This window comes from Nonomuraea sp. JJY05 (genome assembly GCF_043496855.1).
In the GTDB taxonomy this organism is placed as follows: domain Bacteria; phylum Actinomycetota; class Actinomycetes; order Streptosporangiales; family Streptosporangiaceae; genus Nonomuraea.
On record NZ_JBIEIS010000007.1, the window covers coordinates 148,931 to 163,688 of the forward strand.

Sequence of the window (14,758 nt, forward strand, 5' to 3'; positions counted from 1 at the left end):
GGGGTCAGATGGCGACGCCCGGCTGCATGAGGCGGCGGGCGGCCTCGGTGATGGAGCCCGAGAGCGACGGGTAAACGGCGAACGTGTGCGCGAGCTGATCGACGGTCAGCCGCTGCTGCACCGCCACGGACACCGCCAGGATCAGCTCGGAAGCGCGCGGCGCCACCACCACGCCGCCCAGCACGATCCCGGTGTGCGGCCGGCAGAACAGCTTGACGAAGCCGTCGTTGAACCCCTGCATCTTCGCCCGCGCGTTGGTGGCCAGGGGCAGTTTGACCACGTTGGCCTCGATCTCGCCCGCCTCGATGGACTGCTGGGCGACCCCGACGGCCGCGATCTCCGGGTCGGTGAAGATGTTGGAGGCCACCGTGGCCAGCCGCAGCGGCTGGACGGCCTCCCCGAGCGCGTGCCAGACCGCGATGCGCCCCTGCATGGCCGCCACCGAGGCCAGCATGAGCACGCCCGTGCAGTCACCGGCCGCGTAGACGCCGGGCGCGGAGGTGCGCGAGACCTTGTCGACCTTGATGAAGCCGCCCTTGTCGAGCTGGACCCCGGCCTCCTCCAGGCCGATGCCGGCGGTGTTGGGGATCATGCCGACCGTCATCAGCGCGTGGGACCCCTCGGCGGTGCGGCCGTCCTCCAGGGTCACGACCACGCCGTCGTCCGTGCGCTTGACCGAGGCGGCGCGCGAGCGGCCCATGACGTTCATGCCGCGCCGGCGGTAGACCTCTTCGAGGACCTCGGCGCCGTCGGCGTCCTCGTTGGGCATCATCCTGTCGCGGCTGGAGACCAGCGTGACCTCCGAGCCGAGCGAGCGGTACGCGCCCGCGAACTCCGCGCCCGTCACGCCCGAGCCGACCACGATCAGGTGCTCGGGCAGCTCCTCCAGGTCGTAGAGCTGGCGCCAGGTGAGGATGCGCTCGCCGTCGGGCTCGGCGCCGGGCAGCACGCGCGGCGTCGCGCCGGTGGCCACGATCACGACCTCGGCCTTGATCGTACGGTCGCCCGCCCGGACCACCTGCGGGTCGACCAGCCGCCCGCGCGCCCTGATGATCTCGACGCCCTCGGCCTCGACCCGGGTGGCGATGTCGGCGGACTGGGCCTGGGCCAGCTCCTTCACCCGTTTGTTGACCAGCGGCAGGTCGACCCCGACCACGCCCGCGTCGCCGTCGGGCCCGCCGGAGAACGCCACGCCCAGCGACGGCGCGTCGAGCAGCGCCTGCTTGCGGACCGAGGTCGCGATCAGCGTCTTGGAGGGCACGCAGTCGGTCAGCACGCACGCGCCACCCGGGCCGTCCTGCTCGATCATCGTCACCTGCGCGCCTAGCTGCGCGGCCACCAGCGCCGCTTCGTAGCCGCCAGGTCCGCCACCGATGATCACGATCCTCGTCACGTAACCCATTGTCCCGCATGGTATCGGTAAGGCTGCAACTGGGCCGTTGCCACCCGCACACGCCCGATACAGGGCGGACAGCGGGTTCAAGATCAGGTCGGCTGCTATCATGCCGCTCGGTGACGGAGGGATGACACGTCGTCCCCACATCCGAAGGGATGGACCGAGTCGGCCGCCCAGCGTGGCAGGATGGCGCGGTAGCCGGATGACGTGCAGCACCCGCCGAGAGGGGTGGACCGTGGCGTGGCTTTCAGGTCCTGCAGGAAAGCCGAATGAGCCCAGGCTTTATGCCGCGTACGGCTCGAACATGGACCCGGAGCAGATGGCCATGCGCGCTCCGCACTCCCCCATCTGGGGTGTCGGCTGGCTGACGGGCTGGCGGCTGACCTTCGGCGGCAGCGACCCCACCTGGGAGGGCGCGATCGCCACGATCGTCGAGGACCCCGACGAGCACGTGTTCGTGGTGCTCTACGACGTGCCCGACTGGGAGGAGACCTCACTCGACCAGTGGGAGGGCGCGCTGCGCGGGGCGTACCACAAGGTGCGGCTGCGGGTGCAGACCCTCGACGGGGAGGTCGTGGCCTGGTTCTACGTGCTCGACGGCTACGAGGGCGGCCTGCCGTCGGCCCGCTACCTCGGCAGCCTGGCCGAGGCGGCGGAGCGGGCGGGCGCCCCCGACGACTACGTCAAGGAGTTGCGGGAGCGCCCCTGCACCTCTTACGGCGGTTAACGCAGCGGCTGGTCCTTGGTCTCCTTCAGCACGAAGATGTAGACCAGCGTCGAGATCAGCGCCAGCGCCGACATGTAATAGGGGAACACCCCGACGTTGCCGGCGTCCTTGAGCGCGGTGCCGATGAGCGGCGCGGTGCCACCGAAGATCGCCACAGTCAGCGAGTACGGGAAGCCGGCGCCGGCCGCGCGCACCCTCGTCGGGAAGAGCTCGGAGTTCACCGCGGCCGAGATCGAGGTGAAGCAGCCCAGGAACAGCATGCCGATCAGCTGCACGGCCAGCAGGCTCCCGAACGAGTTGCCCAGCGTGCTGAGCAGCGGAACCGGCAGGACCACGAACGCGACACCGAAGGTGATCAGCATCGGCTTGCGCCCGATGCGGTCCGACAGCATGCCGAGCAGCGGCTGCAGCACCATGAAGACCAGCAGCGAGATCGTGCCGACCAGGAGCGACTGCGCCGGGTCGAACTTGACCGTGATCTGCGCGTAGATCGGCAGGAAGCTCGTCCAGGTGTAGTACGCCACGGTGCCCGCGATCGTGATGCCGACGATCGTGGCGGCCGCCCTCGGGTAGCCCACCAGGAACTCGAACAGCTTCGGCCGCTTGACCTCACCGCGCTGGATCTCCTCGGCCACGGCCGAGGTCTCGTCGGCGCCCTTGCGGATCCACAGGCCCACGAGGCTGATCACGGCGCCCACGATGAACGGGATGCGCCAGCCGTAGGAGGCCATGTCCTCCTTGATGAGGATGGAGGCGAGCAGCGCGGCCAGCCCGGAGGCCAGCAGCTGGCCGATGGTGGTGCTGACGTACTGGAAGCTCGAGTAGAGGCCGCGCCGGCCGGGCGGGGCCGACTCCACCAGGAACGTGGTCGCGGCGGCGAACTCACCGCCCACGGACAGGCCCTGGATGAGCCTGGCGAGGGTGAGGATGATCGGCGACAGGAGGCCGACGGCCTCGTACGTCGGCGTCACGCCGAGCAGCAGCGACCCGACACCCATCAGCACGATCGTGAAGGTCATCGCGGCCTTGCGCCCGAACCTGTCGGCGAACGCGCCGACCAGCAGGCCGCCCAGCGGGCGCATGAAGAAGCCCACCGCGAACACCCCGTAGGCGCTCAGCAGCGCCACGAGGCCGCCCTCGCTCTTGGGGAAGACCTGGGCGGAGAAGTACGTCGCGAGGAACGTGTATGCGTACCAGTCGTACCATTCCACGACGTTGCCGATGCTGGCCGCCATGAGCTGGCGGACACGACTCTTCGGAATGCCGACCGGTGATTGTGCCACGGGGGAGGTCGCCACGGGGGGCTCCTTTGCTGCAAAGTGCGGAGATGGCTTACTGTGCAGTTGGACGACCGAAACAGTCAAATCTCTGGCCAGATATTTACAAACCCGACACAGAACAGGTTGCAGGTGGACGTTCTCGACCGGCGCCTCGTCGCCGCGCTCCAGGTCAGCCCGCGCGCCTCATGGGGCGAGATCGGCCGGGTCGTCGGCGAGCACGAACGCACGGTCGCCAGGAGGCTGCAGCGCCTGATCTCCGAGGGGATCGTCCGGGTCACGGCCATTTACGATGACCTGCGCACCGGCCACGGGCGGCCCGTCCACCTGCACGTTCACGTACGCCCCGGCACGGCGGGCAAGGTGGCCGAGGCGCTGGCCGACCGGCCCGACACGCGCTCGGTCTACGCGCTGACCGGCGCCGCCGACATCGGCTGTGAGCTGGTCTCCCCGTCCCGCGAGGATCTGCACCACGTACTGGCCACGCAGATGTCCGAAATCTACGGCGTGCGGCAAACGCAGGCCCAGGTCGTGCTCCACACGTTCAGGACCGTGGCCGAGTGGCACGCGCCCTACCTCAGCGAGGAGGAGGTGCTCGAGCTACGGCCCGCGCCCCCACCCGAGTGCCTGCCCGACGAGGAGGGCCTGTCGCCCCTGGAGGAGGAGATCGCCCGGCTGCTGGCCGCCGACGGCAGGATCGCCTTCACCTCCGTCGCCGAACGCCTCGACGTCTCTGTGCCGACCGCGCGCAGGCGGGTGACCTCGCTGATCGAGCGGCGCCTGCTGCTGCCGCGCGCCGAGGTGGAGCCCGCGCTGCTCGGGCTCGAGGTCGAGGCCATGCTGTGGCTGAAGGTCCGGCCGTACGGGCTGGACCTGGTCGGGCAGCGGCTGGCCGGACACCCCAGCGTGCGTTACTGCGCCGCCACCTCGGGCACCCATTCCCTCATCGTGCAGGTCGTGGCCGCGCACGAGGCCGACCTCTACCGCTTCATGACCGGCGTCGTCGGACAGTACGACGAGATCACCGACAGCGACCTCACCCTGATCACCCGCGCCTACAAGCGCGGCCACCTTCACAAGTCCGGATTGCTCACGTTGGATCACCGTTGGGAGAAGACGCCATGACACCCGCCGAGAACGAGGTCGCCGACCTTTGCGCAGAGCTGATCCGCGTGGACAGCAGCAACTACGGGGACGGCACGGGCCCCGGCGAACGGGCCGCGGCCGAGGTCGTCATGGCCAGGCTGGCCGAGGTCGGGATCGACTCGACGTACATCGAGAGCGAGCCCGGCCGCGGCAACGTGATCACCCGGGTCGAGGGCACCGACCCGTCGCTGCCCGCCCTGCTCGTGCACGGGCACCTCGACGTCGTGCCCGCCAACGCGGCCGACTGGTCCGTCGACCCCTTCGGCGGCGAGGTGCGCGACGGCTACATCTGGGGCCGCGGAGCCGTGGACATGAAGGACATGGACGCGATGATGCTGGCCGTGCTGCGCCAGCTCAAGCGCGACGGGCGCCGGCCGCGCCGCGACCTCGTGTTCGCGTGGGTGGCCGACGAGGAGGCCGGCGGCGTCTACGGCGCCAAGTACCTCACCGCGAACCACCCCGAGCTGTTCGAGGGCGTCACCGAGTCGATCAGCGAGGTCGGCGGCTACTCGCTGGAGGTGGACCCGTCGCTGCGGCTCTACCTGATCGAGACGGCCCAGAAGGGCCTGGCCTGGATGAAGCTCATCGCCGACGGCACGGCCGGGCACGGCTCGATGCTCAACTCCGACAACGCCGTCACCGAGGTCGCCAAGGCCGTGGCCAGGATCGGCGACCACGACTGGCCGCTCACGTACACGCCGACCGTGCGGCAGTTCCTCACCGAGGTCGCCGACGCGTTCGGGATCCCGTTCGACGAGGACGACCCGCAGCCGATCCTGGACAGGATCGGGCCGCTCGTCCGCTTCGTCGGCGCCACGCTGCGCAACACCACCAACCCGACGCAGCTCAACGCCGGTTACAAGTCGAACGTCATCCCCGGCCAGGCCACGGCGGTGGTCGACGGGCGGTTCCTGCCCGGGTTCGAGGAGGACTTCTTCAAGACCGTCGACTCGCTGCTCGGGCCGAAGATCCGGCGCGAGTTCGTGCACCACGACATCGCCCTGGAGACGACGTTCGACGGGGCGCTGGTCGAGTCGATGATCGCGGCGCTCAAGGCCGAGGACCCGGCGGCGCGGGCGATCCCGTACTGCATGTCGGGCGGCACCGACAACAAGACGTTCTTCGCGGACCTGGGGGTGCGCGGGTTCGGCTTCGTGCCGCTGCGGCTGCCCGCCGACATGGACTTCGCCTCGATGTTCCACGGCGTGGACGAGCGGGTGCCGGTGGACGCCCTGCAGTTCGGGGTGCGGGTCCTGGACAGGCTGCTCCTAAACTACTGAGTTGTGACCAACGACGCATACACCCTGGCAGATGAGGCCGCCGCGGCTCTCAAGAGCGCGACCGGCCTCGGCACCTTCGACGTGGCGCTCGTCATGGGGTCGGGGTGGGTGCCCGCCGCCGATGCCATCGGCGAGACGGTGAGCGAGGTCCCGTTCACCGATCTGCCCGGTTTCCGCGCGCCCGCCGTGGCGGGGCACGGCGGCAAGATCCGCGTCGTGCGCACCCTGGCGGGGCGGCACGCGCTGGTGTTCCTCGGGCGCACGCACCTCTACGAAGGGCTCGGGGTGGACGCGGTCGTCCACGGAGTGCGTACGGCGGCTGCGGCCGGCGTACGCACGCTCGTGCTCACCAACGCCGCCGGCGGCCTGCGCCCCGAGACGCAGGACGTCGGCGACCCGGTCCTGATCAGCGACCACATCAACCTGACCGGGGCCAACCCGATCACCGGCACCACGTTCATCGACCTCACCGAGGTCTACTCGCGCCGCCTGCGCGAGCTGGTGCGCGAGGTCGACCCGAGTCTCTCCGAAGGGGTGTACGTGGCCTTCCGCGGGCCCACGTACGAGACGCCGGCCGAGATCCGCATGCTGCGCACGCTGGGCGGCGACATGGTGGGCATGTCCACCGTCCTGGAGGCCATCGCCGCCAGGGAGGCGGGCCTGGAGGTGCTCGGCCTCTCCCTGGTCACCAACCCCGGCGCGGGGCTGGCGGGCGAGCCGCTCAACCACGAGGAGGTCCTGGAGGTCGGCCGGGCCACGGCGGCCCGCATGGGCGTCCTGCTCGCCAAGGTGGTGGACCGGCTGTGAATGCCGACCTGGTGGGTGCGGCCCGGGAGTGGCTGGCCCAGGACCCGGACCCGGAGACGCGCGACGAGCTCTCCCTGCTCCTGGACGCCGGCGACCTGGAGGCGCTGCGCGACCGGTTCGGGGCCAAGCTGGAGTTCGGCACGGCGGGTCTGCGGGGTGAGCTGGGCGCGGGTCCCAACCGGATGAACCGCGTCACCGTCATGCGCGCCGCCGCGGGCCTGGCCCAGGTGCTCGGGCCGGGCAAGCACGTGGTCATCGGCTACGACGCCCGTCACAAGTCCGATGTGTTCGCCCGTGACACGGCCGCCGTCCTGACGGGCGCCGGGCTGCACGCGTCCCTCCTGCCGGGTCCGCTGCCGACGCCCGTGCTGGCCTTCGCCGTACGCCACCTCGATGCGGACGCCGGGGTCACGGTCACCGCCAGCCACAACCCGCCGCGCGACAACGGCTACAAGGTCTACTGGGGCGACGGCTCCCAGATCGTGCCCCCGGTCGACAGCGAGATCTCGGCGGCCATCGACGCCGTCGGCCCGGTGGACCGGCTCCCGCTGAACGGTCCCGGCACGCTCACAGTCCTCGGCGAGGGCATCGTCGAGGACTACCTCGCCGCCGTGACCTCCCTGCCCCTGGGCGAGGCCCGCGACCTGCGCGTGGCGTACACGCCCCTGCACGGCGTGGGCGCCGCCACGCTCACCGGCGCCTTCCTGGCCGCCGGCTTCGAGACCCCGGTGGCCGTCGAGGAGCAGCGCGACCCCGACCCCGACTTCCCCACGGTCTCCTTCCCCAACCCGGAGGAGCCCGGGGCGATGGACCTGGCCATCACCCTGGCCGCCAAGCTGGACGCCGACCTGGTCCTGGCCAACGACCCCGACGCCGACAGGTGCGCGGTGGGGGTCCCGCTGCCGGGCGGGACGTGCCGCATGCTGACCGGCGACGAGGTCGGCGGCCTGCTGGCCGAGCACGTGATCACCCAGACCACGGGCGACCGCATGGTGGCCACCACCATCGTCTCCTCGACCTTGCTGAGCAAGATCGCCCAGGCGCACGGGGTCCGCTACGGCGAGACGCTGACGGGCTTCAAGTGGATCATCAAGGCGGGTCCGGGGCTGGTCTTCGGCTACGAGGAGGCCATCGGCTACAGCGTCGGCTCCGACGCGGGCCTGCCCGTCCGAGACAAGGACGGGATCGGGGCGGCCCTCACGGTCGCGGCCGTCGCCGCGGCGGCCAAGCGCTCCGGCCGCACGCTGCTGGACCTCCTGGACGACCAGGCCCGCCGCTACGGCCTGCACGCGACGTCGCAGCTCTCCTTCCGGGTGTCCGACCTGTCGCTGATCGCCGACGCCATGACGCGCCTGCGCGCCCACCCTCCGGCCGCGCTGGGCGGCCGGGCGGTGACGCGTACGGACGACCTGTCGAAGGGCGACGGCGGCCTGCCGCCCACGGACGGGCTGCGATACCTGCTGTCGGGGGACGGCCGCGTGGTCGTCCGCCCTTCGGGCACGGAGCCCAAGCTGAAGTGCTACCTGGAGGTGGTCGTGCCGGTGACGGGAGAGGTCGCGCAGGCCCGCGAGCAGGCCGCCCGCGACCTCGCCGCCCTGAAGGCCGACCTCTCCACTTCTCTGGGCCTCTGACCCGGTTCCCGGGGTCACCCACCAGCACCGTCCTTCAAGGGGGATTCCGGCAGCGCCCTCTGGGAGCACCTCGATCTGAAAGCCGGCGACCATGAGCTTCGGTGAGAGCTGCCGATGCCCGCGGCCAACGGCATCTTCATCGGCGGGCTGAGTCGCGTGACGCCGCCAAGTCTCATTCGTGAGACCAATGCAGATACAAGGGCCATGAAGTCCATGCACTAGTACCAAAGTCTCAGTTAGTCTCATTCCTGAGACCATAGGGAGGAGCGATGGAGCCGTTCATCGGCAGGCGACGAGAGCTCGCCGTTCTCGGTCGGGCCCTTGAGAAGACGACTCGTCATCGGTTTGACCGACCTGGGCGCGCGCTCCTCATGCGGGGGCGCCGCCGAGTCGGGAAGTCCCGGCTGGCAGAGGAGTTCATCCGGCAATCACAGTTGCCCCACGTCTACTACACAGCCACCGGTCAGACGCTCGGCAGGGAACTCCGCACCTTCATTGAGGAGGTCCGCGCGTCGAACCTGCCCGCCGCGTCCGTCTTCGACGACAAGCAACCCGAGTCATGGCATGACGCTCTGTCCCTCCTGGCCCAGGCCCTGCCGGAGCACTCTCCCAGCATCGTGGTCATCGACGAGCTTCCGTACCTCATCAAGGCTGATCCAACGTTGGAGGGTGTGCTCCAGAAGCTCTTCGACAAAAAATTCTCCAGACGGCCTGTCCTGTTGCTCCTCATCGGCTCGGACCTGTCCATGATGGAGGCGATCAACACCTATAGCCGCCCCTTCTACCAGCGAGCCGCCGATTTCGTAATCAACCCTCTCACGCCATATGACGTTGGGCAGGCGCTCGACCTGCCCTCGGCGGATGCGTTCGACGCACATCTGGTTTCGGGCGGACTGCCGATGATCTGTGAAGAGTGGCCCAAGGGCGGTTCGCTCTGGACGTACCTGCAGCAAGCACTCGAAGACCCACTCTCGGCCTTGATAGTCAGCGGAGAGCGCGCTCTGGCTGCCGAGTTCCCGCCCGAAGCGCACGCTCATCAAGTCCTCAATGCCATCGGCTCCGGGCAGCGCACGCACTCCAATATCGCGGCCGCCACCCAAGACATCCCCCGTGCGACGATGAATCGCGCACTCCAACTGCTCCTGGAGAAGCGCATGATCGCCGTGGACAGACCGCTGTCGACGCGCCCATCGCGTGACTCGCGATATCGCGTGATCGACTCGCATCTGCGGTTCTGGATTTCCTTCATTGGATCCCGCCTGACCGACATCGAACGTGACCGGGGAGACAAAGTCCTGGAGCGGATCCGCCTTTCGTGGACATCATGGCGAGGAACGGCCATCGAACCCCTGATCCAGGAATCTTTCCGCCGCATGGATGACCTGCCCGACGGGACCGGGGCGATCGGCGGATACTGGACCAGGACCAACGATCCCGAGATCGATATCGTCGGGGCCGATCGGGAGCCGGTTGCGAAGGCGATCACCATGGTGGGCTCCGTGAAGTGGCTTGAGGACCGGCCGTTCGACCATCATGATCTGAGCGAGCTCATCATCCACCGCTCCAAGATGCCTGGAGCGGACACTTCCACGCCTCTCTACGCGATCTCCCGCAGCGGGTGCCGCGTGGAAGGCATCGCCCACATCACTCCAGAGAAACTGCTCGACGTCTGGCGATGAGGGCGCCCTTGGTCCAACCCGCGCGGATTCCGTCCTTCGGATCCGGTACCGGAGGCGACCATAGCCTCCGTCCAGAGACGAACTCGGGCGGTGTCCCCTCGGTTCTGGCGATGAGGGTCTCGATTTGACCGTTTTGCTGGGCGGGCTTGCGACCGGGGAGCGTGAGGGGAAGGGAGTCCCCTCACGGGGGTGGTGGTTCTTCCCCCCACATGGCGCTGGCTGACCCTCCACGCGCGAAGCGCGCCCCTGGCGAAGGCGATGCTTTTGGGCTGGGGGTGTGGGGGGCCGTGCCCCCCCCACAAGGCGCTGGCTGAGCCCTCCGCGCGAAGCGCGCCCCTCGGGAAGGCCGTGCTTTCAGGCCAGGCGGAACTGGAGGTCGGTGTCCCAGTTGTTCAGGTCGGGCTCGGCCAACGGGTTGGTCTTGTAGAACTCCAGGCGGCAGCCCCAGTGCTCCGTCCCGTCCTTTTCGGTCATGTCCCAGGTCAGGCCCTGCTCCTCGGCCCATTTCAGCAGCCCGGAGGTGACGTCCATCAGCTGGTCCGGGTGGCCGTGGTGGGAGGTGGTGACGTAGCGGCCGGCGGGCAGGACGTCGGCGAAGATCTCGCCCTCGCCCGCCACCGGCGCCGGAACGGGCACTCCCGCCTGCACCACCAGCCGGTCCTCCGGCATGTTGATGCTGTCGTACCTGAAGAACGGGGCGTCTGCCGGGGACACCCCGCGCTCGGCGAGCCAGCCGATGAGCTCACCGATGCGGTCCCCGACCAGGCCGAAGCTGGTCATGGTGATGGTCTTGCGGATCCCGATGTAGGGACGCTCGGGAAATTCGACGATCTGTGGCATGTCGTGTTCCTCCTTCATCCTTCTGTACGGAGCGCGGGGTCGAAACTCATCGGCAGGTCGAAGAAAGGGAACAGGCCAGGGTCCAGGTAGGTGGTCGCGCCCGCTATGCGACCGTCCGCGACGTCCAGGATGACCAGGGCGAAGGCCTGGCCGTCCACGTACTGCCCGAAGGCCGGGGAGCCGTTGGCGCGCGTGGGCACGAGGTGGGCACCGGCGCACGGTGCTCCGGAGGCGAGCAGGACCGCCCGGATGTGCTCGCGCCCGCGCAACCACCACGTGAACGGCGGCATCGACATCGTCGCGTCCTCGGTCAGGAGCGACACCAGGGCGTCCACGTCGTAACGCTCGAAGGCCTCGACGTAGCGGGCGAGCAGTTTCTCGTCCTCCACCTGGCGGTCGGCGGGCTCCATGGTGGGGAGGCGGGCGTACGCCCGCTGCAAGGTGCTGTTGACGGACGTGACCGTGGTGGACAGGAGGGTGGCGGTCTCGGCGGCGGTCCACTTCAGGACGTCGCGGAGGATGAGCACGGCCCGCTGCCGGGGTGGGAGGTGCTGCAGAACCGCCACGAAGGCCAGCCGGACGGTCTCCCTCGCGACCGCCAGTTCCTCGGGGCTGAGCCGGCTGTCCGGGATGGGGTGGATCCAGCGTTCGGGAGGGAGCGGCGCGCCGAGGTCGGTGCCCGGGGTGGCGGCCGGGGTCAGGTCCATGGCGCGGGCGCGGCGCTGCGGGCCCCGCAGCATGTCGAGGCAGATGTTCGTGGCGAGGTGGAAGAGCCAGGCGCGCAGCGGCCCGCGCGCGGCGTCGTACGTACGCCACGCTCTGACGAACGCCTCCTGCACCGCGTCCTCGGCCTCGAACCCCGAGCCGAGCATGCGGTAGCAGTAGCCCGTCAGCTCGGCCCGATGCCGTTCGAGCTCCGTCGTGTCCACTATGCCGGCGTCACCTCGATCTGGAGCTCGGTGACCCATTCGTCGAGGTTCTCGGGGCAGTGCAGAGAGATCTCCCTGGCCAGGCCCAGGGAGCGGTAGCCGTTCTCCTCGATCCAGTGGGCCAGCGTCTGGAACGTCGGCCCCACCGCCTCCATCGGTCCCTCGTGGATGATCGCGGCCGCGGTCTCGATGGGAGGCAGGTCGACGATCTCGAAGTCGTAGGGGCCGGGCGGGACGGCGACCGGCAGGCACGTGTGCACCATGACGGAGCCGTCGTCGTCCGGCACGTAATAGGCCAGGGCAGGGGCCACGATACTCACTCCGGCGGCCTCCACCCGGCGGCAGGTCTCCTGGAACAGCGGCTTGATGACCGGGCCGATGTCCTCCCCCTCGTAGCTGGCCGCCCTGGCGCTGAGCTCGGCGACCCGGACCGGGCCCACTCTCTTGAGCATGACCTCGGCCGTCCTCATGTACCCCTCGGTCTCGATCGTGCGCAATCGCGTCTCGACGCCTCGGAGCCTGGCCAGGTCGGCGCTGATCTGGGCTTCGAGCTGGGCGCGGCGCAGCCGTACCATGCCGTGCAGTTCCTCCGTGCTCACCTTCTCGTCGAGGATGGCGCTGACCTGCTCCAGCGTGAAGCCGAGGTCCTTGATCGCGACGATGCGGTTGAGCCGGGACAGCTGCGCGGCCTGGTAGGACCGGTAGCCGGTGACGGGGTCCACGTGCGCGGGGCGCAGCAGGCCGATGGCGTCGTAGTGACGCAGCATGCGTACCGAGACCAGCCCGAGCCTGGCGAAATCTCCGATGCTGAACATGACGGCTCCAGGTGTAGGGCCTGACACGGTGTCAGGGTCAACCTATGGCGATTTTGGGAAGCATGGGGTATTTTTCCTGCCATGGACGACCGAACGTTCGGTAGGACCGAGGATGCCAACCGGCGGATCAGGACGGCGGCGGTCCTGCTGTTCGCCCGGCGGGGTTACGCGGCCACGAGCATTCGCGACCTGGCCAAAGCGGTCAACATGACAAACGCCGGGATATATCACCACGTGACGAGCAAGGAATCCCTGCTCGCCGACCTCATGCGCGTCGCCCAGCAAGGGCTGATCGACGCCACGGAACGCATGCTGGAGAGTGTCCGCAGCCCCACCGACCGCCTCGCCCTGCTGATCGGCTCCCTCACCTCCGTCCACGCGCTCAGCCCCATGACCAGCCGCGTCATGGACGGCGAACTGCGCTCCCTCACTCCGGGCTCCGCCGCCCACGACGAGATCATCGCCCTGCGCGACGCGTACGAGGCCCACTGGAAGGACGCCCTCGCGGACGGCGTCGCCCAGAGCGTGTTCCGCGTCGCCGACCAGAAGCTGACCCGCCTCGCCCTGATGTCCATGTGCACCGGCACCAGCGAGTGGTACCGCCCCGACGGGGACTCCACGCTGGAGCAGGTGTGCGCCGAGTTCGTCACGATCGGCCTGGCCGCCGTCCGCGCGCCCGCCCCGGCCGAGGCCACCCTCGACCTCTCCCTGCTGCCCGACTTCCCGTGGGAGCCGCCGGATGCACGCAACGATCCCCGACCTGATGAGGCACGCCGCTAGCACGTACGGCACGCGCGAGTTCCTCCGCTTCCCCGACACCTCGCTCACCTTCGCCGACGCCGACGCCCGGTCCGACGGCCTGGCCGCCGCCCTGATCGACAAGGGCGTCCGCCCGGGCGACCGAGTGGCGATCATGATGGACAACATTCCCGACTGGCCGCTGAGCTGGCTGGCGGTGCTCAAGGCGGGCGCGGTCACCGTGCCGGTGAACGTCCGCTACCGGGCCGCCGACCTGGAGCACGTCCTGCGCGACTCGGGCGCCGTGGCCACCCTGACCACCGAGCAACACGCCCCGCACATCCCGGGTACGGTCTACGTCCTCGACGCGGAGTCCCGTGACCAGCGCCCGGCTTTGACCCACGAAATCGCGAATTTTCAGTACACGTCGGGGACCACCGGCTTCCCCAAGGCCTGCATGCTCACCCACGACTACTGGCTCAGGACCGCCCGGCTGATCGCCGAGCAGGCCCGCCTGCGCGACGACGACGTCATGCTGATCGCCCAGCCGTACTCGTACATGGATCCGCAGTGGGCCACCCTCTTCTGCCTCGTCGGCGGCATCCCCCTCGTCGTGCTCCCCCGCTTCTCCGCCTCCGGCTTCTGGGCCTCGGCCCGGGAACACGGGGCGACGCTCACGTACGTACTCGGCTCGATGCCCCTCCTCCTGCACAAGCAGCCGCCCCACCCCCACGACCGCGACAACCGGATGCGCCTCGTGCTCTGCTCGGGCATCCGGCCGGACCTGCACCAGGCGTTCGAGGAGCGCTGGGGCGCGCCGTGGCGCGAGCTGTACGGCTCCACGGAGAGCGGTCCCGACCTGGGGGTGCCCATCGACGCCGTGGAGACGGTCGGCACCGGCGCCATGGGGCTCCCGTACCCGGGCAAGGAGGTCACGCTGGACGAGGAGACCGGCGAGATCCTGGTCAGGGGCACGCCCATGATGAACGGCTACTGGAACCATCCGGAGGCCACCGCCCACGCGTTCAGGGGAGGCTGGTACCACACGGGCGACCTCGGCTTCCGCGACGAGCACGGATACCTCCACCATGCCGGGCGATTGAAGGACATGGTGCGCAGGGGCGGCGAGAACATCTCGTGCGCCGAGGTGGAGGGCGTGCTCACCCAGCACCCCGCGGTACTCCAGGCCGCCCTGGTGCCCATCCCCGACGACCTGTTCGGCGAGCTGCCCAAGGCGTTCATCCAGCTCCGCCCGGGGCACGCCCCCGACGCCGAGACGGCCGGGAGCATCATCGGCCATGCCAGGGAGCGGCTGGCCCGCTTCAAGATCCCGGAGTACGTGGAGTTCGTGGCGGAGTTCACGCTCACCCCGTCGTCCCGCATCGAGAAGCGCCACCTGCTCGATCCCGGACGGGACCAGCGCGCAGCCCCCGCGGTGTTCACGGGCCTCACCCCGTGAGGCCGGCTCGGTCGCCGAGGAGCCGCCACCTTCC

General features: G+C 69.5%; 13 protein-coding genes. 8 read left to right on the forward strand and 5 right to left on the reverse strand.

All coding sequences use genetic code 11. The features are described from left to right. Positions 1–4: 4 nt before the first annotated feature. Positions 5–1,393 carry an NAD(P)H-quinone dehydrogenase gene (locus ACFKCF_RS12140; protein WP_394493099.1) on the reverse strand — a complete coding sequence of 463 codons (1,389 nt, stop codon included), beginning with the start codon at positions 1,391–1,393 and terminating at the stop codon, positions 5–7. A 238-nt stretch (positions 1,394–1,631) separates the two neighbouring features. On the opposite strand from ACFKCF_RS12140, the gene ACFKCF_RS12145 reads away from it, so the two are divergent. Continuing rightward, positions 1,632–2,123: a gamma-glutamylcyclotransferase gene (locus ACFKCF_RS12145; protein WP_313044612.1), complete on the forward strand. Its 492-nt coding sequence runs from the start codon at positions 1,632–1,634 to the stop codon at positions 2,121–2,123. On the opposite strand, the gene ACFKCF_RS12150 is transcribed toward ACFKCF_RS12145, so the two are convergent. Continuing rightward, complete coding sequence (locus tag ACFKCF_RS12150) at positions 2,120–3,421, reverse strand: MFS transporter (RefSeq protein ID WP_394493100.1); 1,302 nt, start codon at positions 3,419–3,421, stop codon at positions 2,120–2,122. The two genes, ACFKCF_RS12145 and ACFKCF_RS12150, sit on opposite strands and share 4 nt — an antisense overlap. Before the next feature lie 111 nt (positions 3,422–3,532). Here ACFKCF_RS12150 and ACFKCF_RS12155 point away from each other — a divergent pair, with 111 nt between their 5' ends. The 5 genes from ACFKCF_RS12155 to ACFKCF_RS12175 all read left to right on the forward strand — a co-directional run bounded on the left by ACFKCF_RS12155 (position 3,533) and on the right by ACFKCF_RS12175 (position 9,943). Then, positions 3,533–4,525 carry an Lrp/AsnC family transcriptional regulator gene (locus ACFKCF_RS12155; RefSeq protein WP_394493101.1) on the forward strand — a complete coding sequence of 331 codons (993 nt, stop codon included), beginning with the start codon at positions 3,533–3,535 and terminating at the stop codon, positions 4,523–4,525. Beyond that, a complete protein-coding gene (locus ACFKCF_RS12160) occupies positions 4,522–5,826 on the forward strand; it encodes a M20/M25/M40 family metallo-hydrolase (protein ID WP_394493102.1) in 1,305 nt (434 codons plus the stop codon). The genes ACFKCF_RS12155 and ACFKCF_RS12160 overlap by 4 nt, the downstream gene beginning before the upstream one ends. Positions 5,827–5,829: 3 nt before the next feature. After that, positions 5,830–6,633 carry a purine-nucleoside phosphorylase gene (locus ACFKCF_RS12165; protein ID WP_394493103.1) on the forward strand — a complete coding sequence of 268 codons (804 nt, stop codon included), beginning with the start codon at positions 5,830–5,832 and terminating at the stop codon, positions 6,631–6,633. Continuing rightward, the gene (locus tag ACFKCF_RS12170) at positions 6,630–8,264 is read left to right on the forward strand and encodes a phospho-sugar mutase (protein ID WP_394493104.1); all 1,635 of its coding nucleotides are present in this window, start codon (positions 6,630–6,632) and stop codon (positions 8,262–8,264) included. Before ACFKCF_RS12165 ends, ACFKCF_RS12170 begins: the two co-directional genes overlap by 4 nt. A gap of 269 nt (positions 8,265–8,533) precedes the next feature. Continuing rightward, entirely contained in the window at positions 8,534–9,943 is a 1,410-nt protein-coding gene (locus ACFKCF_RS12175; RefSeq protein WP_394493105.1) for an ATP-binding protein, read from the forward strand. Between the two features lie 354 nt (positions 9,944–10,297). On the opposite strand, the gene ACFKCF_RS12180 is transcribed toward ACFKCF_RS12175, so the two are convergent. The 3 genes from ACFKCF_RS12180 to ACFKCF_RS12190 are packed head-to-tail and all read right to left on the reverse strand — an operon-like array spanning position 10,298 to position 12,527. Next, a complete protein-coding gene (locus tag ACFKCF_RS12180; RefSeq protein WP_394493106.1) occupies positions 10,298–10,783 on the reverse strand; it encodes a GyrI-like domain-containing protein in 486 nt (161 codons plus the stop codon). A 14-nt stretch (positions 10,784–10,797) separates the two neighbouring features. Beyond that, positions 10,798–11,712, reverse strand: a complete 915-nt coding sequence (locus tag ACFKCF_RS12185; RefSeq protein WP_394493107.1) for a sigma-70 family RNA polymerase sigma factor — start codon at positions 11,710–11,712, stop codon at positions 10,798–10,800. Then, positions 11,712–12,527 carry a MerR family transcriptional regulator gene (locus tag ACFKCF_RS12190; protein WP_394493108.1) on the reverse strand — a complete coding sequence of 272 codons (816 nt, stop codon included), beginning with the start codon at positions 12,525–12,527 and terminating at the stop codon, positions 11,712–11,714. The genes ACFKCF_RS12185 and ACFKCF_RS12190 overlap by 1 nt, the downstream gene beginning before the upstream one ends. A gap of 81 nt (positions 12,528–12,608) precedes the next feature. On the opposite strand from ACFKCF_RS12190, the gene ACFKCF_RS12195 reads away from it, so the two are divergent. Both ACFKCF_RS12195 and ACFKCF_RS12200 read left to right on the forward strand, forming a co-directional pair. Next, a complete protein-coding gene (locus ACFKCF_RS12195) occupies positions 12,609–13,307 on the forward strand; it encodes a TetR/AcrR family transcriptional regulator (RefSeq protein WP_394493109.1) in 699 nt (232 codons plus the stop codon). Further along, positions 13,267–14,724, forward strand: coding sequence for an AMP-binding protein (locus tag ACFKCF_RS12200; RefSeq protein WP_394493110.1), 1,458 nt, complete (start codon positions 13,267–13,269; stop codon positions 14,722–14,724). Before ACFKCF_RS12195 ends, ACFKCF_RS12200 begins: the two co-directional genes overlap by 41 nt. Positions 14,725–14,758: the final 34 nt, after the last annotated feature.

What these genes read in the sequence shown, in the direction of transcription:
- ACFKCF_RS12160 (WP_394493102.1), top strand. Translation starts at nt 4,522, where the DNA reads ATGACACCCGCCGAGAACGAGGTCGCCGACCTTTGCGCAGAGCTGATC.
- ACFKCF_RS12175 (WP_394493105.1), top strand. Translation starts at nt 8,534, where the DNA reads ATGGAGCCGTTCATCGGCAGGCGACGAGAGCTCGCCGTTCTCGGTCGG.
- ACFKCF_RS12180 (WP_394493106.1), bottom strand. Translation starts at nt 10,783, where the DNA reads ATGCCACAGATCGTCGAATTTCCCGAGCGTCCCTACATCGGGATCCGC.
- ACFKCF_RS12190 (WP_394493108.1), bottom strand. Translation starts at nt 12,527, where the DNA reads ATGTTCAGCATCGGAGATTTCGCCAGGCTCGGGCTGGTCTCGGTACGC.
- ACFKCF_RS12195 (WP_394493109.1), top strand. Translation starts at nt 12,609, where the DNA reads ATGGACGACCGAACGTTCGGTAGGACCGAGGATGCCAACCGGCGGATC.
- ACFKCF_RS12200 (WP_394493110.1), top strand. Translation starts at nt 13,267, where the DNA reads ATGCACGCAACGATCCCCGACCTGATGAGGCACGCCGCTAGCACGTAC.